19 protein-coding genes, 1 tRNA gene and 1 pseudogene are annotated in these 21,738 nt (G+C 64.2%); 13 read left to right on the top strand and 8 right to left on the bottom strand.

Annotated features, from left to right (window positions below):
* Nucleotides 1-113: 113 nt before the first annotated feature.
* Nucleotides 114-356 (top strand): annotated as a pseudogene (locus tag AC0L3C_RS19645) (MFS transporter); the annotation flags it as partial.
* 10 nt (nucleotides 357-366) lie between these two features.
* Here the strand turns inward: AC0L3C_RS19645 and AC0L3C_RS19640 are convergent.
* From AC0L3C_RS19640 to AC0L3C_RS19625, 4 genes are all read right to left on the bottom strand, one after another.
* Nucleotides 367-1,980 (bottom strand): acyl-CoA synthetase, encoded by a 1,614-nt coding sequence (locus AC0L3C_RS19640; protein WP_473279438.1) that lies wholly within the window; start codon nucleotides 1,978-1,980, stop codon nucleotides 367-369.
* Between the two features lie 158 nt (nucleotides 1,981-2,138).
* Nucleotides 2,139-2,627: a DUF2059 domain-containing protein gene (locus tag AC0L3C_RS19635; RefSeq protein ID WP_473279439.1), complete on the bottom strand. Its 489-nt coding sequence runs from the start codon at nucleotides 2,625-2,627 to the stop codon at nucleotides 2,139-2,141.
* A 47-nt stretch (nucleotides 2,628-2,674) separates the two neighbouring features.
* Entirely contained in the window at nucleotides 2,675-3,892 is a 1,218-nt protein-coding gene (locus AC0L3C_RS19630) for an OpgC domain-containing protein (protein WP_473408742.1), read from the bottom strand.
* 313 nt (nucleotides 3,893-4,205) lie between these two features.
* Entirely contained in the window at nucleotides 4,206-7,262 is a 3,057-nt protein-coding gene (locus AC0L3C_RS19625) for an ATP-binding protein (RefSeq protein ID WP_473408746.1), read from the bottom strand.
* A 261-nt stretch (nucleotides 7,263-7,523) separates the two neighbouring features.
* Here AC0L3C_RS19625 and AC0L3C_RS19620 point away from each other — a divergent pair, with 261 nt between their 5' ends.
* Nucleotides 7,524-8,015, top strand: a complete 492-nt coding sequence (locus AC0L3C_RS19620; RefSeq protein ID WP_354207743.1) for a hypothetical protein — start codon at nucleotides 7,524-7,526, stop codon at nucleotides 8,013-8,015.
* Nucleotides 8,016-8,187: 172 nt separating this feature from the next.
* Nucleotides 8,188-9,225 carry a thermonuclease family protein gene (locus tag AC0L3C_RS19615; protein ID WP_473408741.1) on the top strand — a complete coding sequence of 346 codons (1,038 nt, stop codon included), beginning with the start codon at nucleotides 8,188-8,190 and terminating at the stop codon, nucleotides 9,223-9,225.
* 72 nt (nucleotides 9,226-9,297) lie between these two features.
* Here AC0L3C_RS19615 and AC0L3C_RS19610 read toward each other — a convergent pair whose 3' ends face one another.
* Nucleotides 9,298-10,050: an SDR family NAD(P)-dependent oxidoreductase gene (locus tag AC0L3C_RS19610; protein WP_106942175.1), complete on the bottom strand. Its 753-nt coding sequence runs from the start codon at nucleotides 10,048-10,050 to the stop codon at nucleotides 9,298-9,300.
* A gap of 93 nt (nucleotides 10,051-10,143) precedes the next feature.
* Between AC0L3C_RS19610 and AC0L3C_RS19605 the strand changes: the two genes are divergently transcribed.
* On the top strand, nucleotides 10,144-10,455 hold the full coding sequence (locus tag AC0L3C_RS19605) for an ArsR/SmtB family transcription factor (RefSeq protein ID WP_473260691.1): 312 nt from the start codon (nucleotides 10,144-10,146) through the stop codon (nucleotides 10,453-10,455).
* A gap of 118 nt (nucleotides 10,456-10,573) precedes the next feature.
* On the opposite strand, the gene AC0L3C_RS19600 is transcribed toward AC0L3C_RS19605, so the two are convergent.
* Nucleotides 10,574-10,650: transfer RNA gene (locus tag AC0L3C_RS19600), tRNA-Met, on the bottom strand.
* A 312-nt stretch (nucleotides 10,651-10,962) separates the two neighbouring features.
* On the opposite strand from AC0L3C_RS19600, the gene AC0L3C_RS19595 reads away from it, so the two are divergent.
* Both AC0L3C_RS19595 and AC0L3C_RS19590 read left to right on the top strand, forming a co-directional pair.
* Nucleotides 10,963-12,432 (top strand): coniferyl aldehyde dehydrogenase, encoded by a 1,470-nt coding sequence (locus AC0L3C_RS19595; RefSeq protein WP_473408740.1) that lies wholly within the window; start codon nucleotides 10,963-10,965, stop codon nucleotides 12,430-12,432.
* Nucleotides 12,433-12,529: 97 nt separating this feature from the next.
* Nucleotides 12,530-14,128: a GMC family oxidoreductase gene (locus AC0L3C_RS19590; RefSeq protein WP_473408739.1), complete on the top strand. Its 1,599-nt coding sequence runs from the start codon at nucleotides 12,530-12,532 to the stop codon at nucleotides 14,126-14,128.
* Between the two features lie 196 nt (nucleotides 14,129-14,324).
* Here the strand turns inward: AC0L3C_RS19590 and AC0L3C_RS19585 are convergent, their stop codons facing one another.
* Nucleotides 14,325-15,086, bottom strand: a complete 762-nt coding sequence (locus tag AC0L3C_RS19585; protein WP_473408738.1) for an SDR family oxidoreductase — start codon at nucleotides 15,084-15,086, stop codon at nucleotides 14,325-14,327.
* Between the two features lie 104 nt (nucleotides 15,087-15,190).
* Between AC0L3C_RS19585 and AC0L3C_RS19580 the strand changes: the two genes are divergently transcribed.
* The 3 genes from AC0L3C_RS19580 (at nucleotide 15,191) to AC0L3C_RS19570 (ending at nucleotide 17,601) form a co-directional block, all read left to right on the top strand.
* Nucleotides 15,191-15,703, top strand: coding sequence for a CvpA family protein (locus tag AC0L3C_RS19580; RefSeq protein ID WP_473408737.1), 513 nt, complete (start codon nucleotides 15,191-15,193; stop codon nucleotides 15,701-15,703).
* Between the two features lie 129 nt (nucleotides 15,704-15,832).
* The gene (locus AC0L3C_RS19575; RefSeq protein ID WP_007605221.1) at nucleotides 15,833-16,615 is read left to right on the top strand and encodes an SDR family oxidoreductase; all 783 of its coding nucleotides are present in this window, start codon (nucleotides 15,833-15,835) and stop codon (nucleotides 16,613-16,615) included.
* Nucleotides 16,612-17,601: an NADPH:quinone reductase gene (locus tag AC0L3C_RS19570; protein ID WP_473408736.1), complete on the top strand. Its 990-nt coding sequence runs from the start codon at nucleotides 16,612-16,614 to the stop codon at nucleotides 17,599-17,601. The genes AC0L3C_RS19575 and AC0L3C_RS19570 overlap by 4 nt, the downstream gene beginning before the upstream one ends.
* Before the next feature lie 12 nt (nucleotides 17,602-17,613).
* On the opposite strand, the gene AC0L3C_RS19565 is transcribed toward AC0L3C_RS19570, so the two are convergent.
* Nucleotides 17,614-18,093: a DUF3775 domain-containing protein gene (locus AC0L3C_RS19565; RefSeq protein ID WP_027515358.1), complete on the bottom strand. Its 480-nt coding sequence runs from the start codon at nucleotides 18,091-18,093 to the stop codon at nucleotides 17,614-17,616.
* Nucleotides 18,094-18,216: 123 nt separating this feature from the next.
* Between AC0L3C_RS19565 and AC0L3C_RS19560 the strand changes: the two genes are divergently transcribed.
* From AC0L3C_RS19560 to AC0L3C_RS19545, 4 genes are all read left to right on the top strand, one after another.
* On the top strand, nucleotides 18,217-19,065 hold the full coding sequence (locus AC0L3C_RS19560) for an MBL fold metallo-hydrolase (protein ID WP_473408735.1): 849 nt from the start codon (nucleotides 18,217-18,219) through the stop codon (nucleotides 19,063-19,065).
* Nucleotides 19,066-19,195: 130 nt separating this feature from the next.
* Nucleotides 19,196-20,038 (top strand): fumarylacetoacetate hydrolase family protein, encoded by an 843-nt coding sequence (locus AC0L3C_RS19555; protein ID WP_473408734.1) that lies wholly within the window; start codon nucleotides 19,196-19,198, stop codon nucleotides 20,036-20,038.
* A gap of 157 nt (nucleotides 20,039-20,195) precedes the next feature.
* Nucleotides 20,196-20,807: a glutathione S-transferase family protein gene (locus AC0L3C_RS19550; protein ID WP_473408733.1), complete on the top strand. Its 612-nt coding sequence runs from the start codon at nucleotides 20,196-20,198 to the stop codon at nucleotides 20,805-20,807.
* 15 nt (nucleotides 20,808-20,822) lie between these two features.
* Entirely contained in the window at nucleotides 20,823-21,692 is an 870-nt protein-coding gene (locus tag AC0L3C_RS19545) for an MBL fold metallo-hydrolase (protein ID WP_473408732.1), read from the top strand.
* The last annotated feature ends 46 nt before the right edge of the window (nucleotides 21,693-21,738 follow it).

Raw genomic sequence — 21,738 nt, 5'->3', positions numbered from 1 at the left:
CCCACCCCCTCGGCGTCCCCTGGCGGCCCCCCCCCCCCGGGGGGGGGGGGGGGGGCGGGGGCCGGGGGGGGGGGGGGGGCGGGCCCCCCCCCGCCCCCCCCCCCCGCCCCCCGGGACTCCAGACGGTTGCCGTCCCCGGCATGGTCGCACGCTCGCTCAATGGCACCGGCCGCATCAATCTCGGCCAAGGTGCCGTGATCACCGTGCAGGGCGTCGGCGCGAGCCTCAGTCCCGCGCTTGGCGGCTGGATCGCGCAATGGATCGGCTACGGCCCGACATTCCTGCTGCTCGGCGGTTTTGGCCTCGCGTCCATGGCGCTGTGGTTCGCGTTCGGCGCCCACGTGAAGAAGTATTGAGGCGCGAGCTTCAGGTCCCAAAATTCTTCTGGATCGCCTTGTCGAGCGTTTCGCCGCCGACGAAGCGCTGGCGCAGCTCGCGCTTGAGCAGCTTGCCGCTCGGGTTCTTGGGCAGGGCATCGACGAAGATGACGCGCTTGGGCACCTTGAAATGCGCCATCTGGCCGGCGCAATGCTTGATGACGGACTCCTCGTCGAGCTTCTCGCCGCTCTTGACCACGACGATCGCAGTCACCGCCTCGATCCAGCGCGGATCGGGCAGGCCTACCACCGCAACCTCGGAGACGGCGGGGATGCGGTAGACCATCTCCTCGACCTCGCGGCTTGCGACGTTTTCGCCACCGGTCTTGATCATGTCCTTGACGCGATCGACCACGGTGATGTGGCCCTCGTCATCGACGGTGGCGAGATCGCCGGAGTGAAACCAGCCCCCGGAAAACGCCGCCGCCGTCTTGACCGGATCGTTGTAATAGCCGGAGAGCAGATGCGGCGAGCGGTGCACGATCTCGCCGACTTCGCCGACCTTCACATCCTCCATCGAGCTGTTGACCACGCGGGTCTCGACGTTGAGCACGGGCTTTCCCGCCGAGCCGGCTTTGCGCAGCTGGTTCGCGGGACCCAGCACGGTCGCGAGCGGCGCGATCTCGGTCTGGCCGTAGAAATTCCAGAACTTCACGCTGGGCAGGCGGCGCTGGAGCTCGAGCAGCACCTCCACCGGCATGATCGAGGCGCCGTAATAGCCCTTCTGCAAGGTCGACAAATCCGTCTTGTCGAAATTGGGCGAGCGCAGCATCGCGATCCAGATCGTCGGCGGCGCGAAGAACGATGTGATCTTGTGCGTCTGGATCAATGATAGAATGTTGTCGGCCGCAGGCTTGCCCGTGATCACGCCGGAGGCGCCGAGATAGATTTGCGGCCCCAGGAACACGTCGAGCTGCGCGCAATGATAGAGCGGAAGCGCGTGCAGGAATTTGTCGTCCACGCTCATGCCGCCGTCGATGATGCAGCTGACATATTGCCACATCACCGCGTCATGGGTCAGCATCGCGCCCTTGGGCAGCGACTCCGTGCCGCTGGTGTAGACGATCTGCGCGAGATCGCGGCTGTCGACGGACGCATCGAGGTACGAGCCGTCGGGGCTGAGGAGATCGTCGAAGGTGGTGAGGCCCGCGGGCGCCGTGGCGGGATCCTCACCCGGCAGCCAGATCATTTTCTCGACCGCGCAATCCCTGGCGCTGGCCGCGCGCGCGGGCTCGACGAAATCAGGGCCGGCCGCGAGCAGCTTTGCGCCGGAGCTCTTCAGGATGAAATTGATCTCGTCCGGATTGAGCATGAAGTTGATCGGTACCAGCACCGCGCCAATCCGGGCCAATGCGAACCGGAGCACCGCAAAGGCGTGCGAATTGCGCGAGAGCACGGCTACGCGGTCACCCTTTTTCACGCCGAGGCCAAGCAGGCCGCGGCCGAGCCGATTGCAGATCGCGTCCATCTCGGCAAAGGTCCAGCTGACATTGCCACAGCTCACCGCGAGCTTGCCCGGATCGCGGCCCGCCGCACGGCGCAGGAGGTCGCCGATGGAATGCTCGCGGGCCTTCGATATGGTCGCTGCGATGTCGCTCGTCATTTCCGTTCCCCTGAATTTTCTCATTGCGTGAGGGCCGCCCTGAGCACAGGTCAGGCCATTGCATTCACGCGCGTCTTGTCTTTTGCAAAAGCCTAGTCGGGGCAACCGGCCGCGTCAAATCAGCCGGCGAGCGCGGCGCCGTTACGCAAGAATTGAGATCAGAGCTTGTGCCCCTTCTGGCGCAACGCCTCGATGAGACGCTGCTTCAACTCGTCGGCCGTCTTCTGGCCGACATCCTGGCCGATCTGCGCGCTTGCCTGCGCCAGCGCATCCGACTTCTCCAGGAACTTCTTCCCGGCCGGCTGGACATAGAAGGCCTCGATCTGGCGCAACTCGTCGATGCTGAAGCTCTGGGCATAGAGGGCTGAGACCTGGTCGACCATCGAGGTGAGGGCCGGAGTGTAGATCTCGGAGCCGGGTGCCGTCACCGCATCATAGTCGCGCTCGATCTCCGGCCTGTCCTGCGCGACCACCGGCCTCAGCTTGAGCAGGAGTTGCGGCAACAGCGCGCGATACTGATCCGCGATTTTCAAGGTGACCACGAGCTTGCGCGCCGCGCTCATCGCCTCCGGCGACGGTGCTTGCGCCGACGCACTACAGATCAGGAGCAGGAGGGTGCCGGCGATCGTCAACACAAGTCTGGACATAAACCTCTCCGTTGGATCTCTCCACGAAAAATGCAGGCCGGCGATACTCAAGAACCCGCGGGCGCCACGGCAGACCTATCCGCGGGCGCGCTTTCCAGGACGGTGTCGGCCTCCTCGATCTCCGTCACCTTCACGAACAGGTTCGGCACCCGCTCGGTCCGGTCGAGCAGCCAGGCGGCTGCGATCATGATGACGATGCCGACGACGGAGACCGCGAGCTGCTCCCAGACCCCCTTGGTGTATTGCGTCAGGATCCAGTGCGCCGAGAACGACAGGAAGACGCCGAGGCAGAAGATCGGCAGCGAATGCTGACCGCAGAGGATCACGGGGCGCAGCCAGGCCCCGTGCAGGGTCCGCCATTTGCGCGAGATGAGGTGCGTCACCCAGATCGCCAGCGCCAGAAAATGCGTGAAGCGCAGCATGTCGAGGTCGGTCTTGTCGATCGGGTAGATCGCCTTGATCATCCATTTCGGGATCATGGCTTCGAGCGCAGGGACGTGCCAGGTCATCACGATCAGCAGCGCGAAGGCGAGCCAGGCCGCGGCCAGCGCCATCGCCGCCTTCGACCACACCCATCGCACGATCTTGTCGATCTGGCCGATGCCGCACCAGGCCGCGAACACGAACATCAGCTGCCAGCAGAACGGGTTGAAGTACCAGTGCGTGCCGGGCGGGTAGGAGGCGACGTTCCAGTCGAACCAGCGCGCCAGCAAGTACAGCACCGCGGACGCGGCGAGCGTCAGGTTCGGCCGGCGCACCAGGCACCACACGATGAAGGGCGCAGCGAACACCAGCGTGATGTAAAGCGGCAGCACGTCGAGATTGACCGGCTTGTAGCGCAGTGAGAGCGCCTGCCCGATCAGAACGTCCGGATGCTCGAGGAAATTGTGAACGTTGAACTCGTGCTCGTACATCGGATTGTCGAAGCGGCGCGCGGTGCGGGCGATCTGCGCCGTGAACAGCAGGAACAGCATGATGTGGGCGACATACATCTCGACCGCGCGCCGCCACAGCCGCTTCAGCGCGGCGACAAACCAGCCGCCCGCGACGATCGGCCCGTAGATCCAGCCGACCAGATAACCGGAGATGAAGACGAAGAATTCGGCGGCGTCGCTGAAGCCGTAATTGCGCAAGGTCAGCCAGGCCACGACGTCGTGCGGGATGTGGTCGAGGAAGATCATCCACAGACCGATGCCGCGAAAGAGATCGAGCCGCAGATCGCGCTCGACCGGCGCGAGCAGCGCTGACTGGTCCCGTGTGATCATGGTCCCGCCTCGTTCGGTGGGCGTCGCGCCGTCGCGGCGCCGAAAAATCGGATGCTAAAAATTGAAATCAAAAGTCGCCTGGCCGTGTGGCCAGGGCCGACGGTAGCCGACCTTGCTGCGCGTGCAAGGGCATCGTCATCGGAGCGGGCTGCACAAGCGGGCCGTCCTCCGCGTTGCACCATGAAGGGCCCTTCAAAATAAAAGGGCGAAAACAACCCCATGCACAGTAGCTAACTCCTTGCGGCGCCTGCTGAATTTATTTGACGCGTCGGGCAGATTTCGGCCGTGACGGTGGCCCCGGCCGCCACTGCCGTCAGCTGAGCTCGTCACCCGTCGCCTGCATCTCGTTGAGCATCGCCTCGGCCTTGTGCTGCAGCGGCAGCGCACCGCTCTCCGACGCGATCGCGATGGTCGCGCGCAGGGCGGCAACGGTGGCCGCCTTGACCTTCGCATCCGTCGGCGGCGTCACCACGGCCTCGCCGAACAGGGCCTCCGCCTCCAGGCCGGAGAACCCCTGCTGCCGCGCAGTGTTGCGTGCCTCGCGCAGCATGTTCTGCGCGGCCTGGACGTCGCCGAGCCGGTGGGTGGCGAGCGCCAAATAGATCGAGCTGCGCAGCACCGCCGAGGTATAGCCGACCGCCTTCGCCTCCTCACGCGCTTCCGTCAGCATGCCGCGCGCGCGGTCGAACAACCCCTGCTCCAGATAGGCCATGCCGAGATGGCAGGCGAGCACCGGCACGAAGAGCCGGATGCCGTGCTTCTGCGCCAGGACAAAACCGTCCTCGAGAATGGCCGCGGCCGCCGCCGGCTCGCCGCGGCCGAGCTTCAGCCAGCCGCCGCTATAGGCGGCGGCGACGCGGTCGTAGGGGCGGCCCGTTTCCTCCGCGATCGCTGCGGCCTGTTGCTGGAGCTGCTCGGCGGCATCGAGTTCGCCCATGACGGTGTGGGTGATGCTGCTCATCATGCAGCACAGCAGGAGCAAAGATCGTGGGGTCGTCCCGATCGGAGCACTCGCGGTCAGACCCGCGAGATGGACGCGGGCGGTGGCCAGCATCTTCTCGGCCCGATCGTAGCGGCCGGAAAGAAAATAGGCCTGCCCGAGACTGTATTGCGCGAGATTGCGCCAGGCGGGATTGGCCGAGCTTTCCGCCAGATGCACCACATCTTCCCCGATCGCGACAGCTTCGACCGGCGTTCCATAGAAATTCTGGGCACCCGCTCTCATGGTCATGGCCGCGACCTTGCGTCCAATGTCGCCGATCGCATCGGCTCGCCGTTCGGCTTCGCTCCCCAGATCCAGGGCTTCGGCGACGCGCCCCGACCCGGCAAAGGCCAACCGCGCCTCCATCCGGAGGTCAATGGCGTCCGTTTCGCGCGCGTGCGTCACCGGGGTCTTGTCGAGAGACCCCATCGCGATCTCGAAATAGTCGACCGCGTCGGCAAAGGCCGAGCGCACCAGACATTTTCGAGCCGCGCTCCTGCCATGCTGAAAAGCCTTCCTCCAATCCTTCGCTCTGGTCGCGTGATAGCAGAGCGTATCCGGACCGTCGGTCCATGCCTCGTCGGTTTCGAGAGCCGCCAGAATGCTGGCATGGATGCTTTCCCGCACCTTCTCGACCATCGAATCGTAGGTCACCTGCCTGACCATCTCGTGCCGGAATTCGAGCGAATCCTCCAACTCACTGTCGATCCTGACGAGCAGCTCGGCCCGGTCGAGCGCGGTGAGGCAATCCTGCAGGACGTCTTCCGGCAAGGCCGCCACTCTTCGCAGAGTGGCCTGGTCGGCCCGGGGTCCAAGCGCCGCGGCGATCTGGAGAAGCGACCGTTCCTGTCGTGACACACGATCCAGCCGCGCCGCGATCACACCCTGAATGCTGCTGGGGATGCCGAGCTCATCCACAGGACGCGCGAGGGTAAGGTCGCCCCACTGACCAAGAAGCATGCCGCTGTCCTTCAGGCTGCGGCAGACTTCCTCGATGAACAGCGGAACGTTGGCGGTATGCGAGATGATCCGGTTCTTCAGGTCTTCGTTGGTCGTGGCGGGACCAAGCATGTCCGCGAGCATGGCCAGGCCCGAATCGTCATCGAGAGGCCGCATTGCCACGATTTCCGCGCGGCAGCTCGCGATCCACACCGGCATCCCATTGGGCCGCGTCGTCAGCAGCACAAGCAAATCAGGGCATTGCAGCCCCGACAGGGTGGCGACGACGGCATCGCTGGCCCGATCCATCCAGTGCAGGTCTTCGATCAAAAGAACCGTACGCTGACGACGGGCGACGCTCTCGACGATTGCGCAGCTTGCGTCTGAAATCGCGCGACCGCGCGCGTGAGGCTCCAATTCATCCCATTGCGGATCGGAAACCGGCAAATCCAGGATCGCGTCGACGGCTCGCTGTTGCACCACCGGCAACGCGTCTCTCGGATCATCCGTCCTGGTCTGATCTCTCGCAGCCGTATCAAGAATCGACAGCAACAGGCGCTTGAGCGCGCTGTACGGCGCACCCTGGAGATTCGGGCTGCACTCGACATCGATCAGCCGCCAGCCGCCAGCCCGAAGATCCTGCGCGAATTCATGCGCAAGTCGCGACTTGCCAATGCCGGCGTCACCCATCAGCAGAACCGTCTGCCGGCCGGCAGCAACCCTGTCCGCAGCGCGCCACAACAAGGCCCGCTCTGTCGTGCGGTCGACGAATCTGGAAACGCTGCGCGCCCGTCGGACCCGCCAGCTCGACAGATCGCTCGCCCCCATGACCCGGTAGACAGGCAGGGGCTCCCCGAAACCACGGAGCGCCTTGCGGCCCAGGAATTCAAAGCGGACGTGTCCGTCCGCCAGCTCCTGGCAGGCTTCGGAGACGTAGATCTGGTTCGCCTCGGCTGCCGCCTCCAGCCGCGCCGCCAAGTGCTGGGCTGCGCCGCCAATCTCGTAGACCTTGGAAAATTCGCTCGCGATCATATAGGCCACCACATGACCCGAGTGGAGGCCGACCCGGACCTGAAGTCCTGGATCGCCCAGACTGCCAACGCGCCGGACCAGCTCAATGGCCGCGTGGCAGGCCAGGGGGGCGTGGTTGTCGTCGGCGATCGGGGCGCCGAAGACGGCGGCCAACCCGTCCCCCAACTCCTTGCTGACGATGCCGCCGAACTGGCGCACCGCGCCTCTCATCGCCGCAAGAGCCGGTTCGAGGCGCGATACCGCCGCCTCCGGCTCCAGCTCGGCCACAAGACCCGTGGAGTCGACGACGTCGGCGCGCAAAATCGTCACAAACCGTCGTTCGCTGTCGGGATCGACGTGCTTGCGCACCGCCGCCCCGCATTTGGAGCACCAGCTGTCGCCCGGACCAATCGCCGACTGACACGCGAAACAATGCATTCCAGCGCCTTCAACCACTGCCTTGGCAGTCTCACCCCAACCCCTGCCAGGCGTTCAACCTGACAATACCTATAGGAAAGTGCGTGGCAATCGGCCTTGCGACATGCGACGTTGCGAGATGGAGGCTCTCTGGACGAAATACATTCCTGAGTGGTAGCGTTGACTGCGCACAACAAACAGCGTGATCGGCCGTAGGGTGACGCGTATTTTCGGCCACCGCACGAGAGATTTTGACAAACAGACATACGAAGGAAAGAGGCGATGGCCGGACTGGTATATAGCGGCAAGGCATTTCGAGACTTGATGAACAGCAATTACTATCCTTTGGCGAACATGAAGAAGAGCGTCGCGAAGCTCAAAGAGTCCGACGACATCGACCTGCCGACCTTGGAATACGGCCAGTACCATTTGATTTTGAACCCGGCATCGAACTGGCCGCAGGGAAGCGCCAAGTACTGGCACAAGGAAAAAGGCCGGGCCCGCGTCGACCTCAGCACCCAGCCGAACACGGTTCCCCTGTCCAGAGACGAGCCGGGCGTCATTCCCCTGACGCGATGCGATCTGCTCGATGCCTGCGTCCGGAAATGCTTCAACTCCGAGCCGCCGATCCCGATGAAGACGAAGATCATCACCCACGAAGCCAGCGACGCATTCGCGCACAGGCACGAGATCCGGCTGGAGTGGGACTACAAGAAGGGCTCGGACAAGCCGACGCTGCTCAACCTGACGATGGTCTGTCCGCACAGATCCTGAGCTGCCGGATACATCCTGCTTCGTTCAGAAAATCATCTCCGCCCGCGCGCTACAAGCGCGCGGGTTAGAACCTCCGGCGCGTCCTTGAGGTGTCATGCCTGTCGCATCTTCCGTCACGGGCTTGTCGTACGAAAATGATTCGCTGCCTCCTGAACCATGACAGGAGCGGCCGATGCCCGTTGGACTGCTGGAGGTCGAAGGCAGCATTGATGTCGGCCAGTTCTGGCCGGAGGGGCGGTCGGACGCCGACACCACCAAGGTCGTGGTGAATGTCGCGCCGGACGCGATCCGCTTCCGCAAGAACGATACCGCGCCGTTCCACCCGACCCACGCCTTCGACGACGCCAAGGTCAAGGGCCGCACCAACACGGCACCGATCAAGAACGGCAAGCTTACCATTCGCCTGCAGGGCATTGACGCGCCGGAGCTGCACTACCAGCCCTCGCCGCTCTCGCCCGCGGAGAAGAAGGGGCTGACCGACGCCAGGCGACAGCCCTATCACGAGGTCACGCATCCCTATCGGCAATTTCTCGGCGCAACGACGAGCAAGGCGCTGCATGATTTTATCGGCAGCAGCGGCGAGCCGACGCTGGCGTGCCGGGTGTTCACGCATGTCGATGCCCCGAACGAGGTGTTCGACACCTATGGACGGCTGGTCGGCGACATCGAGGTCACGGTCGGCGGCCACAAGGTCGACGTCAACCATTGGCTGGTCGAGCAGGGCTTCGCCTATCCGACGTTCTACTCCTCGATGAACGACGACGAAATCAAAGCTTTCCTCGCGCTAGCCAAGACCGCGCGAACGAGGAAGCTGCCGGTCTGGAAGCACCTCGCCAGGACGATTCCCGCCTTCGACTTCGACCTGCGCGAACCCAAAACAAACGAGACCGACGTGCTCGCGACCGACAAGGGCCCGGTGATCATGCCAAAGCTCTACCGCCGCTACGCCAATTGGTCGGCGCGCAAGAAGGCAAAAGTGACGAGCCAGAATTTCCAGAAATTCTTGGGCGAAGGCTCCGGTGGCAAGCCCGACACCTGCTACGAGATCGACGACTTCCTGGAGAACGGCGTGCACTCGGCGACACCGCGCAATTTTGCGGAGTTCGTCGAGGGCGGAAAGACGATCAAGTTTCAGCCGGAGGGACTTGTGTTCGGCGAGGCACCGTCGATGCTGGTCGGGGCGGACGGGAGGGCGATTACGGGGTTTTGAGAGACGCGCGATAAAGATGGCCCGCACGACGCGGGCCATCTCCTCTTAGAAACCCTTAAGCTTCGCGCTCCGTCAGCGCAGGCCGCCTGTCACATGCAGCGTCTCGCCCGTGACGTACGACGCGTCGTCCGAAGCGAAGAAGGCCACTGCGGCAGCGATCTCCTCGACCTTGCCGATGCGGCCAAGCGGGGTGGTGGATTCGATCCAGTTGCGCATGTCACCTTCGTGCAGGCCCGCCGAGACGACGCCTTCGGTGGCGATCATGCCCGGGTTGACGGCGTTGACGCGGATCTTGCGCGGCGCCAGTTCCTTCGCCAGCACGGCGGAGATCGCATCCACCGAGGCTTTCGTCGCGGTGTAGACAGCGGTGTTTGCCGGCGCGATGGTCGATACGCCGGAGCTGATGTTGATGATGCTTCCGCCATTGGCGTTGAAGTGCTTCGAAGCTTCGCCCGAGACCAGCAGCAGGCCAAGCACATTGAGGTCGAACTGCCTATGGAAATGCTCAGGCGTGATGGCCTCGAGCGGGGCGAATTCGTAAATGCCCGCGTTGTTGACAAGGATATCGATCGCGCCGAACGCCTTTACGGTCTCTGCGACCACGCTTGTCACGTCCTTGGCGTCGGCCAGATTGCCGTGGACCGCGACGGCTTTGCCACCCTTGGCGACGATGGCGGCGACCACGCGGTCGGCGGCCTGCTTGCTGGAGCTGTAGTTGACGGCGACCGCCGCGCCCTCGGCCGCCAGCCGGGCCGCGATTTCGGCACCGATGCCTTTGGATGCGCCGGTCACGAGCGCAACTTTTCCTTCGAGTCTCTTGGTCATCACATTCTCCACCATCCGGCACGACGCCGATATTCAATAGTTCAATACTAGTGAACTATTGAATGAGTTCAAGGGAGGTGCTATATTTTATGCATGGTGCAGTTCGTCCACCCATCGCGGAGCGAGATTTCACTGGCTGGGGTGCTGGGAGCGCTCGCGGACCCTATGCGGCTGCGGATCGTCAAGAGCCTGGCCGCGCAGAACGATTGCATGTCGTGCACCGAGGCGGCGCCTTGCCCTGACATGGCGAAGTCGACCCTGTCGAACCATTTTCGTATCCTGCGCGAGGCCGGCCTGATCCGGACCTCCAAGCAAGGCGTCCAGCACCGCAACGTCCTGCGCGAGGAGGACATCAATGCGCGGTTCCCGAAGCTGCTGAAGATGATCCTTAGCTATCCGGAGTGAGGGCTTCCCCCACTCTTGCGCAAGGTGCGGCCAACGTTTCCGCCGCAGCGCCTCCCAAAACAAAAATGGCCCGCTCAGCGCGGGCCATTTTCGGATCGGGACCGGTCAGGTCCGAACTTGGTTGCGGGGATAGGATTTGAACCTATGACCTTCAGGTTATGAGCCTGACGAGCTACCGGGCTGCTCCACCCCGCGTTAACCGTTGCTTTGCCTTCGTGAAAGTGCCGGGGACGGTGAATGAAGGGCCGGCGCTGTTCGCGTGGCTTGCTTCGTCCGTCCCAAAGGCTTCCTTGGAAGGCAACCCCGGGCAAAGCCCGTTGGGTGCGGGCGGTATGTACCAACCCGGGGTGGCTTTGGAAAGGGCTGCGGGGACGTTTTTTTCGACTTTGTGACGGCGCGGTGGACGAATTTGCGGCCTGTCTGGGCCGCCCTTGCCAGAAGTTCCACAAGGGGCCAGCTTGCGGCAACAAAACCAGGCGGAAACGCCACTTAAAAGGGGAGAACGCCATGGACCACGCCTTGGAACGTCCCTCCGATCGCCCCTCGGACCGCCCCCCGCCGAGCGCCCCGCTTCGGGCCCTCGAAGACGCCTTCCATGCCATGGTCGCGCGGTCGCGGGCCGAGCCGGCGCCTGGCCTTGCCGAGCGGCTCGACCGGCTGGCGCGGCTGCGCGCCGTCGTCGCCGACAACGAGGAGCGTTTCCGGCAGGCGATCTCGGCCGATTTCGGCCACCGCTGCGCGGTCGAGACCACCATCGCCGAGGCCATGATGGTGTTCTCCGAGATCCGTCATGCCACCAAGCACCTCAAGAGCTGGATGGCGCCGCAGCGCATTTCGACGGCGCTGCAATTCCTGCCCGCGCGCAACCGGCTGATGCCGCAGGCGCTCGGCGTGGTCGGCATCATCGCGCCCTGGAATTATCCGCTGCAGCTGACGCTCGCGCCCGCGATCGGCGCGCTCGCCGCCGGCAACCGTGTCATCATCAAGCCGAGCGAACACGTCCCGCATTTCTCAGCGCTGCTGAAGGAGGCGGTGGCCGCGCGGTTCGATGCTGCGGAGCTGCTCGTCACCAGCGTCGAGGACGAGATCGCAAAGGCCTTCGCACACCTGCCGCTCGATCATCTGGTGTTCACCGGCTCGACCCGGGTCGGGCGGCTGGTGGCGGAGGCCGCGGGGCGTAACCTCACGCCCGTCACGCTCGAGCTCGGCGGCAAGTCGCCTGTTATCATCGACGCCTCGGCCGACCTCGACGAGGCCGCCGAGCGCATCGCCTACGGCAAGCTGCTCAATGCCGGGCAGACCTGCATCGCGCCCGACTATGTGCTGGTGCCCGAGCGCGCGTTGCAGGCCTTTGCCGAAAAAGTCCGCGCGCAGATGCGGCGCATGTTCGGCACCGATCCCGCCAACAAGGACTACACCTCCGTGATCTCCGACCGGCATTATGCCCGGCTGGAAAATCTCGTCGCGGATGCAGCACGTCGGGGCGCAAAGATCCTGCAGCCGGCGAAGGCGGACGATCCCAACTGGAAGGCGCACCGCAAATTCCCGCCGACGCTGATCGTCGGCGCGACCGAAGACATGGCCGTGATGCAGGAGGAGATTTTCGGACCCGTGCTTCCTGTGCTCGGCTATCGCGAACCGGCCGACGCCATCGCCTTCGTCAACGCCCGCGACCGGCCGCTGGCGCTGTACTGGTTCGGCAAGGACCGCATTGCGCGCGACGAGGTGCTGGCGCGCACCGTCTCCGGCGGCGTCACCATCAACGACTGCCTGTTCCACTTCGCGCAAATCAACCAGCCGATGGGCGGCGTCGGCGCATCCGGCACCGGCGCCTATCACGGCGAATGGGGCTTTCGCACGTTCAGCAAGCTGAAGCCGGTGTTCTATCGCTCGAAATTCAACCGCCTCGCCGACCTCTATCCGCCCTATGGCGGCAAGATCGCGCGGCTGGAGAAGATGATGCGGTTCATGTCTTAGGGATGGTCGTTCCGGGGCGCGAAGCGAACCCGGAACCTCGAGATTCCGGGTTCGATGCTCCGCATCGCCCCGGAATGACGATAACGGGGGAACATCAGTGACTGACACATTGGATTTCGTCGTCGTGGGCGCGGGCTCCGGCGGCTGCGCGGTGGCGGGGCGGCTGTCGGAGGATGCGGGGACATCCGTGGCGCTGCTCGATGCCGGCGGTCCGAACGACAATTGGCGGATCACCACGCCGTTCGGGCTCGCCCTGCCGTACAAGACGGCGAACTGGGGCTTCGATACCGTGCCGCAGAAGGGATTGAACGGCCGGATAGGCTATCAACCGCGCGGCAAGGGGCTCGGCGGGTCCTCGGCGATCAATGCCATGGTCTATATCCGCGGCAACAAATGGGACTACGACCACTGGGCCTCGCTCGGCAATGCCGGCTGGTCGTATGCGGACGTGCTGCCCTATTTCAAGCGTTCGGAGAACAACGCCGATTTCGACGGCGCGTATCATGGCAAGGGCGGCCCGCTGCATGTCAACCGGCTGCGCGCGGACAATCCGATCCACGACATCTTCCATCAGGCGGCCCGCGAGGCGCAGTTCCGCATCCGCGCGGACTTCAATGAAGACGACCACGAAGGGCTCGGCAGCTACCAGGTGACGCAGCACAATGGCGAGCGCTGGAGCGCGGCGCGCGCCTATGTGAATCCGCACATGGGCAAGCGCGCCAATCTGCGTGTCGAGACGCAGGCGCATGCCACGCGCATCCTGTTCGAAGGCGGGCGCGCGGTCGGCATCGAATACATCCAGGGCAAGCAGACAAAGCAGCTGCGCGCCCGCCGCGAGGTGATCCTCGCCTCAGGGGCATTCCAGTCACCGCAGCTCTTGATGCTGTCGGGCATAGGCGACGGCGAGGCGCTTGCCGCGCACGGGATCGACGTCGCGCATCATTTGCCGGGCGTCGGACGCAATCTGCAGGACCATCCGGATTTCGTGTTCGTCTACGCCTCCGACTATCCGCACTTCGTCCACTCATCGCTCGGTCGGCTGCCATCCCTGCTCCGCGCCATCCAGCGATACCGCCGGGAGCGGCGCGGCCTGATGACCACCAATTTCGCCGAATGCGGCGGCTTCCTGAAGACCCGAGCCGACCTCGATGTGCCCGACATCCAGCTGCACTTCATCATCGCGATGCTCGACGATCACGGCCGCAAGAAGCACAAGGAAGCGGGTTTTTCCTGCCATGTCTGCCTGCTGCGACCGAAGAGCCGTGGCAGCGTCTGGCTGAAAAGCGCCGATCCGCTGGCGGCGCCGATGATCGATCCGAATTTCTTGGGCGAGGCAGAGGATCTCGAGACGATGGTCGCGGGCTTCAAGACCACGCGACGGCTGATGGAGACGCCCGCCATGCGCGCGTTGCAGAAGAAGGACATGTTCACGTCCGACGTGAGAACGGACGACGACATCCGCGCCATCCTGCGCGCGCGTGTCGACACCGTCTATCATCCCATCGGCACCTGCAAGATGGGCACTGACGCGATGGCCGTGGTCGATCCGGCGCTGAAGGTGCACGGCATGGAAGGCCTGCGCGTCGTCGACGCCTCGATCATGCCGACGCTGATCGGCGGCAACACCAATGCGCCGACCATCATGATCGGGGAGAAGGCGGCGGATATGATCAGGGGCGAGATGCGGGGGTATTGAAGCACACTCTCGCTCCATTGTCGTCCCGGCGAAGGCCGGGACCCATTACCCCAGGGAGTAGTCGTGGCACGAGATGGTAACCACGAGTCTTCGCCAAACTTCTCCCTGTGGTTATGGGTCCCGGATCTGCGCTCCGCTTCGCTGCGCTTGTCCGGGACGACGCCTGAGTGAACTCGCTTGTCCGGGACGACGGTAATCAATTCAGCAAGAATCCGCCGTCCACCGTCACCACGCTGCCCGTCATGTACCGCGAGGCCTTCGAGGCCAGCAGCAGGATCGCGCCGTCGAGATCGGATTCGGCGCCGATGCGGCGCTGCGGAATGCGCTTGGTCAGGCGCTCGCCCGGCGGCGTTGACCAGAACGCGTGGTTCATCTCGGTGTCGATGTAGCCGGGCGCGAGCGCGTTGATGCGAATGTTCTGCCCCGCGAGCTCCAGCGCCATCGCTTTCGTCGCCTGGATGATGCCGGCCTTGGAGATCGCGTAAGGCGACAGCGCCTTCAGCACGCCGGTGCCGAGCACGGACGCGATGTTGACGATGTTGCCTGCCTGCTTGCGCGCGACCATGCGGCGCGCGATCTCGGTCGCGAGGAAATAGGCGCCCTTGAGATTGGCGCCGATCACCGCGTCCCAATCGGCCTCGGTCTGCTCGGTCGCGAGCTTTTCGATGGCGATGCCGGCATTGTTGATCAGCACCGTGACCCGGCCGAGCGCGGCTTCCGCGGCATCGACGGCCCTGGCGATCGATGCGGTGTCGGTGACGTCGAGCGCGACGGCGGCGGCACGGCCGCCCTTGCCGCGGATCTCGTCTTCCAGGCTCTTCAGCTTGTCGGTCTGCCGCGCCGCGAGCGCGACGGCCGCGCCATGCGCCGCCAGCACCCGGGCAAATTGCCGCCCCAAGCCCTGGCTCGCACCTGTGACGAGGATGGTTTCTTGACTGACGTCGAATAGGTCTGACATGACGCTTTCCCTGAGCTTTGGGGCCATCAATACAGACGATTTTAACGATCTGAAACCGGAATGATCGGTTCTGCGTTCATTCGTTCCATGGCAGGGTCACGCGCATGAACAGTTTCGATCTCGCCGTCTATGCGGCGCTCGCAGTCGCGATCGGCTTCGGTTTCAGGACCGGCCTGCTCGGCAGCGCCATGACGATCCTGGCCTATCTCCTCGCCGCCCCCATCGCCGTCGCGCTGATGCCGCTGATCGTCCCGCAAATCGCAGGCAATCCGAATGCGCCGCTGCTGCAGAACTGGATCTGGTTCTTCGGAATCTTCGTGGTGGTCGGCATGCTGTTTGGATATCTCGGCCGCCTGGCGCTGAGCGACACGATACGGCAGGCCGGCATCGGCGACCGGCTCGGCGGCGCAGCGCTCGGCGCCATCAGGGTCGGCCTCGTCGCCACGACCCTGGTGCTGGTGTTCGACCAGATCGTGCCGGCCAACCGCCAGCCGCCGTTCCTCGCCGGCTCGCACCTGAGGCCGCTGTTCTCGACGGTGGGCCGGATGGGCTTCAAGTCGCTGCCGCCGGAGGCGGCCTCCGCGATCGACCGTCTCAAGCAGGAGCGGCGCATCTGATCAGGCGCATTTGCATCGCCGCGCAGGCGTGCATGCATTTTGATGCGAGCCAATCCCTTATCAGCGGCGCCAAGGTTGGCTAGAATGGCGGCTTCTTAAAAACCTGCATGACATTACGGGAGTGAAACAGTGGATCTTGGGATCAAAGGTCGCCGCGCCATCGTCTGCGCATCCAGCAAAGGCCTCGGACGCGCCTGCGCCATCTCGCTGGCCGAGGCCGGCGTACACGTCACGCTGACCGCGCGCGGCGCCGAGGCCCTGAAGAAGACGGCCGACGACATCCGCAAGGCCTATCCTGATGTGACCGTGACCGAGATCGTCGGCGACATCACGACGCCGGCGGGCCGCGAGGCCGTGCTGAAGGCCTGCCCCGAGCCGGATATCCTGATCAACAATGCCGGCGGACCTCCGCCCGGCGATTTCCGCAACTGGACCCGCGACGACTGGATCAAGGCGATCGACGCCAACATGCTGACGCCGATCGAGCTGATCAAATCGACCGTAGACGGCATGATGGCGCGCAAATTCGGCCGCATCGTCAACATCACCTCGGCCGCGGTGAAGGCGCCGATCGACATCCTCGGTCTCTCCAACGGCGCGCGCGCCGGCCTCACCGGCTTCATCGCCGGCCTGTCGCGCAAGACCGTGATCAACAACGTCACCATCAACGGCCTGCTGCCGGGCCCGTTCGAAACCGACCGTCTGCGCAGCACCGCGAAGGGGGAATCCGAGAAGCGCGGCATCACGCCGGACCAGGTTCTGGCCGAGCGCGCCAAGCTCAATCCCGCAGGCCGCTTCGGCGATCCCGAGGAGTTCGGCTATGCCTGCGCATTCCTGTGCGGCGCCAAGGCGGGCTTCATCACCGGGCAGAACCTTCTGCTCGATGGCGGTGCCTTCCCGGGAACGCTGTGAGGGCGGTCTGGTACGAGGAGACAGGACCGGCGGCGGACGTCCTCACCTATGGTGAGATGGCGACGCCGGTCGCAGGTCCAGGCGAAGTTCGTATTCGCCTGGAAGCCTCCGGCGTCAATCCGGCCGATGTCGGCCGGCGCGGGGGCAGCTATCGCGCCAAGGAGTTTTCGCGCGTCATTCCGAACAGCGATGGCGCGGGGTTTATCGACCAGATCGGCGATGGCGCGACGCGGTTCAAGATCGGCGACAGGGTCTGGCTGTTCAACGGCCAGCGCAACGGCCGCGCCTTTGGCACCGCGGCCGAGCATATCGCGCTTGCCGAGCATCTGGTGACGCCGCTGCCGGACAATCTCTCTTTTGCGCAAGGCGCGACGCTGGGCATTCCCGCCATGACGGCGTGGTGCTCGCTGTTCGCGGACGGGCCGATCGTCGGCAAGTCGGTGCTGGTCACCGGCGGCGCGGGTGCAGTCGGGCATTACGCCGTGCAACTCGCGAAATGGGGCGGCGCGCAGGTGATCGCGACCGTCAGCTCGGCGATGAAAGGCGAGCAGGCGCGACAGGCCGGTGCCGACCTCGTGGTCAATTACAGGGACGAAGATGTCGTTGCCAAGGCGATGGCCTTCACCGACGGACGCGGGGTCGACCGATTGGTCGATGTCGATTTCGGCGGCAACATCGCGACGACCCTGAAGTTGATGGCAATGAACTCGACAATCGCGGTCTACGCCACGAACGGCAACCGCACGCCGACCGTGCCGATGCGCGAGCTGATGGAGAAGTGCATCACGCTCCGCTCGCTCGTCTTGTTCGCGCTGCCGCCCGCGTTGCTTGCGGCGGCGCAGGCCGACATCTCGAAATGGCTGGCGGCGGGGCCGCGAATCCACAATGTCGCGGCGCAGTTTGCGCTGTCGGAGACGGCGCAGGCCCACGCCGCCGTCGAGAAAGGCGACAAGCTCGGCACCGTAGTCGTCGACTGCGCGCGCTGATATCGGCCGGGATCACCGCTGTTGCTTGGTGGGCTCGTCTTCGTCCCGCTGGCTCGGACTGGATGAATCGGCGACTGGGTTTCCGTCGGTCCAGTCGACGCCGAATTCGTCGAGCCCGTCGGCGAGCAGATCGCCCAGCATCGGCTCACCCAGCAGATAATGCGCCGTTTCGCGCCGGGGACTGCGATACTCCGCGCGCGCCTCCACCGCGCGTGCGCGCAAATCGTCCCAATCGTCGATCGTGCCGTCGCCGCGGCCGAGCCAAGTCAGCGCGACGAGATCGATCTGCTCGTCCTCGTTCATGGCCACGATGAAACTTCCGAGTTCGTTGACGACCGGATCGGAGCCGTCATCCTCGAGGACGTCGACCGCATCGTCATCCGTCGCATTCGAGCCGGAATCCGGATCGGAATCCGCCTGCTTGACGTCGAATTCACGCGCCTTTTCGATGATGAAGGCGACCTTCTCCGCGGAAATCGCAAGCTCTGGCATGGCTGGCCCTTTGTCTTTCCCTGGGTTCCCGCGATAACGCCGCACCGCGTCAGATGATCCATTGCGCCTGACGGCGAAACTGCGCATGTTCCCCGCCAAAGCAAGAACATGAGGATGCGCCGGATGCAGTGGAAGGTCGGCAGGGTCAAAATAACCAAGGTCGTGGAATTGGAGACGGTCGGGTCGACCCGCTTCATTTTGCCCTTGGCGAGCAATGCAGAAATCCAGAAGCTGCCTTGGCTGATCCCGCATTTCGCCACGGAAGAAGGCCGGCTGAAAATGTCGATCCATTCGCTGGTGGTGGAGACGCCGACGCGCCGCATCGTGGTCGATACCGGCCTTGGCAACGACAAGCAGGGCCGCAACGTCCCGACCTGGAACAATCGCACCACGCCGTTCCTGGAGACGATGATTGCGGCGGGCTTTCCGCCTGAGAGCATCGATACCGTGCTGTGCACGCATCTTCATGTCGATCATGTCGGCTGGAACACGAAGTGGGTCGACGGCAAATGGCTGCCGACCTTCCCCAACGCGCGCTATGTCTTCGGCAGGACCGAGTATGAGCATTGGCGCGACCATTCCAGCGAGCCGGACAAGCGGGCCGTTTTTGGCGATTCCGTGAAGCCGATCGTCGATGCCGGCCGGGCCGAGTTGATCCCGAGCGACCACCGGCTCAGCGACGAGATCAGCATGATCCCGACCCCCGGCCACAGCCCCGGGCATATGAGCATTCTGATCCAGTCGGACGGCGAGCAGGGACTGCTGACGGGCGACGTCGCCCATCATCCCTGCCAGATGGCGCATCTCGGCTGGTCCTCGACCGCGGATTCCGATCAGAGCCAATCTGCCGCGACGCGGCGCGAATTGTTCGGCCGGTTTGCCGACACCCCGACGCTGGTAATCGGCGGGCATTTTTCGGCCGGGCACATCAAGCGGGACGGGGACGCATTCAGGTTCGAGGCGCTGGCCTAGGTCTCGTGCCCCGGACCAACCTCCCGAATCGAGAGGGCTGCAATGCGCCCCTCTTTGAGCGGTTGAATTTCCCGCCGCCCTGTTCCATGAAGCTGTTCAACCGATCGGTCCATTCCAGGGAGAAACGAGAATGAAGCTTGTTCGTTATGGCGAGAAGGGTGCGGAGAAGCCCGGCCTGATCGACAAATCCGGCCAGTTGCGGGACCTGTCGGCGCATGTGAAGGACCTGACCGGCGAGGCCTATTCGCCCGAGAGCCTGAAGAAACTGGCGGCGCTCGATCCGGCCTCGCTGCCCGCCGTCTCCGGCAAGCCGCGGTTCGGCGCCCCCGTCACCGGCATGTCGAAATTCGTCGCGATCGGCCTCAACTACAGCGACCACGCCAAGGAGACCGGCGCGGAGATCCCGAGCGAGCCGATCATTTTCATGAAGGCCAACACCTCGTTGTCCGGCCCGAACGACGCCGTCGAGAAGCCGCGCGGCTCGACCAAGCTCGACTGGGAAGTCGAGATCGCCGCGATCATCGGCACGCGCGCCAAATACGTCTCGGAAGCCGACGCGCTCAACCACGTCGCCGGCTACTGCGTCTGCAACGACGTCTCCGAGCGTGCCTTCCAGATCGAGCGCCTGGGTCAGTGGACCAAAGGCAAGTCGCACGACACGTTCGGCCCGCTCGGCCCCTGGCTCGCCACCAAGGACGAGATCAAGGACGTGCAGAACCTGCCGATGTGGCTCGACGTCAACGGTCAGCGCCGCCAGACCGGCTCGACCAAGACCATGATCTTCTCGATGGCCAAGTGCATCTCCTATGTCGCGCAGTTCATGACGCTGCTGCCCGGCGACATCATCACGACAGGCACCCCGCCCGGCGTCGGCCTCGGCATGAAGCCGCCGACCTTCCTCAATGTCGGCGACGTCATCACGCTCGGCATCGAGGGTCTCGGCGAGCAGCGCCAGGAGATCGTCGCGGCGTAAGCCGCGGCCAGCGCAACACTCGTCGTCATTCCCGGGCTTGTCCCGGGCATCCACGTCTCACAGTCTAACCACGCGGAAGCGCGTGGATGGCCGGGTCAAGCGCGGCCATGACGGAGGAGACACCGTTTGCTCAAGACCGATCGCAGGGAATTGTCCCATGAAGCTCACCTTCTCCCCCGCCTCGCCCTTTGCCCGCAAGGTGCGCATCGCCGCGATCGAACTCGGGCTGATCGACAAGATCGAGTTCACGCCGGCGACCGTCGCGCCCGGCACGGCCAACGAGGACTATTCGAAGATCACGCCGCTGAAGAAGCTGCCGGTGCTGATCACCAATGACGGCGATGTTATTTTGGACTCCTACGTCATCGTCGAATATCTCAACGAGATGGCCGGCGGCAGCCTGATCCCCGATTACGGTCCGCGGCGCTGGAAGGCCAAGACCAATCATGCCCTGATCAACGGCATGCTCGATTCCATGCTGCTGTGCCGCTACGAGAAGATGGTGCGGCCGCAGGGCCTGCAATGGCAGGCGTGGTCGGACGACCACTGGAACCGGGCCTGGACCGGCATGGCGCGCTTCGAGAACATGCCTGAAGTGCTGAACGGCCCGTTCGATATCTCGCAGATCGGCCTCGTCTGCGTGCTCGGCTATGCCGACTTCCGCTTCGCCGATTGCGGCTGGCGCAAGGCCTATCCGAAGCTCGACGCCTTCCACCAGAAGATGCTGGAGCGGCCCTCCGTGAATATCTCGGTGCCGCCCGCGGCTTAACTCTTCGGAGTTCTCATGAGCCTCAAATACGCGGTCGGCGATCTCACCATCCATCGCATCATCGAGCAGGAAACCTCGTTCGTGCCGGCACTGGAGATGTTGCCGGGGCTGACACCGGAGCTGCTGGCCGAGAACCGCGTATGGATGAGGGAGGCGAAAGCCCTGGATGACAGCGACACATTGATGCTGTGCTTCCAGTCCTATGTGATCAAGACGCCGCAGCACACCATTCTGGTCGACAGCTGCATCGGCAACGACAAGCGGCGGCCGCAGCGTCCGAAATGGAACATGAAGACCGACAACACCTATCTGAGCGGACTCAACGCTGCCGGATTCTCTCCCGACGACATCGATTTCGTGATGTGCACGCATCTGCATGTCGATCACGTCGGCTGGAACACGCGGCTGGAGAATGGCCGCTGGGTGCCGACCTTCCCGAAAGCGCGCTACGTGTTCGCCAAGCAGGAATTCGATCACTGGACCGAGCAGAACGCGAAGGCGGAGGTGGCCCCCTTCGTGGACAGCGTGCTGCCGGTGGTCGAGGCCAAACGCCACGAGCTCGTCGGCAACGATCACCAGATCGGCGATCACGTTCGTATTCTGCCGACGCCCGGCCACACGCCGGGCCATATCGCCATCACGATGGGCCACGGCAGGGACGACGCCGTGTTCTCCGGCGACCTCATGCACTCGCCGATCCAGACGCTCTATCCGGAGCTGTCGGTCAAGTTCGACCTCGATCAGGCCAAGGCGGCAACGACGCGCCGCAGCTTCCTGGAACGCTATTGCGACACCGACACGCTGTGCTGCACCGCGCATTTCCCGTCGCCGTCAGTGGGGAAGATCAAGCGCAAGGGCAGCGGCTTCGTCTGCGCGGCGGTGTGATCTAGCCGAGATGCCGTAGGGTGGACAAAGCGAAGCCTGCCCACCA

The organism is Bradyrhizobium sp. WSM4872 (assembly GCF_055811715.1).
The sequence above is the reverse complement of the archived record's forward strand: the minus strand, read 5'-3'. Positions and strand labels throughout refer to the sequence as shown.

Excerpts from the sequence above, each read along its gene's own strand:
- AC0L3C_RS19640 (WP_473279438.1), bottom strand. The coding sequence starts at position 1,980 with ATGACGAGCGACATCGCAGCGACCATATCGAAGGCCCGCGAGCATTCC.
- AC0L3C_RS19635 (WP_473279439.1), bottom strand. The coding sequence starts at position 2,627 with ATGTCCAGACTTGTGTTGACGATCGCCGGCACCCTCCTGCTCCTGATC.
- AC0L3C_RS19630 (WP_473408742.1), bottom strand. The coding sequence starts at position 3,892 with ATGATCACACGGGACCAGTCAGCGCTGCTCGCGCCGGTCGAGCGCGAT.
- AC0L3C_RS19625 (WP_473408746.1), bottom strand. The coding sequence starts at position 7,262 with ATGCATTGTTTCGCGTGTCAGTCGGCGATTGGTCCGGGCGACAGCTGG.
- AC0L3C_RS19620 (WP_354207743.1), top strand. The coding sequence starts at position 7,524 with ATGGCCGGACTGGTATATAGCGGCAAGGCATTTCGAGACTTGATGAAC.
- AC0L3C_RS19615 (WP_473408741.1), top strand. The coding sequence starts at position 8,188 with ATGCCCGTTGGACTGCTGGAGGTCGAAGGCAGCATTGATGTCGGCCAG.
- AC0L3C_RS19610 (WP_106942175.1), bottom strand. The coding sequence starts at position 10,050 with ATGACCAAGAGACTCGAAGGAAAAGTTGCGCTCGTGACCGGCGCATCC.
- AC0L3C_RS19605 (WP_473260691.1), top strand. The coding sequence starts at position 10,144 with ATGGTGCAGTTCGTCCACCCATCGCGGAGCGAGATTTCACTGGCTGGG.
- AC0L3C_RS19595 (WP_473408740.1), top strand. The coding sequence starts at position 10,963 with ATGGACCACGCCTTGGAACGTCCCTCCGATCGCCCCTCGGACCGCCCC.
- AC0L3C_RS19585 (WP_473408738.1), bottom strand. The coding sequence starts at position 15,086 with ATGTCAGACCTATTCGACGTCAGTCAAGAAACCATCCTCGTCACAGGT.
- AC0L3C_RS19580 (WP_473408737.1), top strand. The coding sequence starts at position 15,191 with ATGAACAGTTTCGATCTCGCCGTCTATGCGGCGCTCGCAGTCGCGATC.
- AC0L3C_RS19565 (WP_027515358.1), bottom strand. The coding sequence starts at position 18,093 with ATGCCAGAGCTTGCGATTTCCGCGGAGAAGGTCGCCTTCATCATCGAA.
- AC0L3C_RS19560 (WP_473408735.1), top strand. The coding sequence starts at position 18,217 with ATGCAGTGGAAGGTCGGCAGGGTCAAAATAACCAAGGTCGTGGAATTG.
- AC0L3C_RS19555 (WP_473408734.1), top strand. The coding sequence starts at position 19,196 with ATGAAGCTTGTTCGTTATGGCGAGAAGGGTGCGGAGAAGCCCGGCCTG.
- AC0L3C_RS19550 (WP_473408733.1), top strand. The coding sequence starts at position 20,196 with ATGAAGCTCACCTTCTCCCCCGCCTCGCCCTTTGCCCGCAAGGTGCGC.
- AC0L3C_RS19545 (WP_473408732.1), top strand. The coding sequence starts at position 20,823 with ATGAGCCTCAAATACGCGGTCGGCGATCTCACCATCCATCGCATCATC.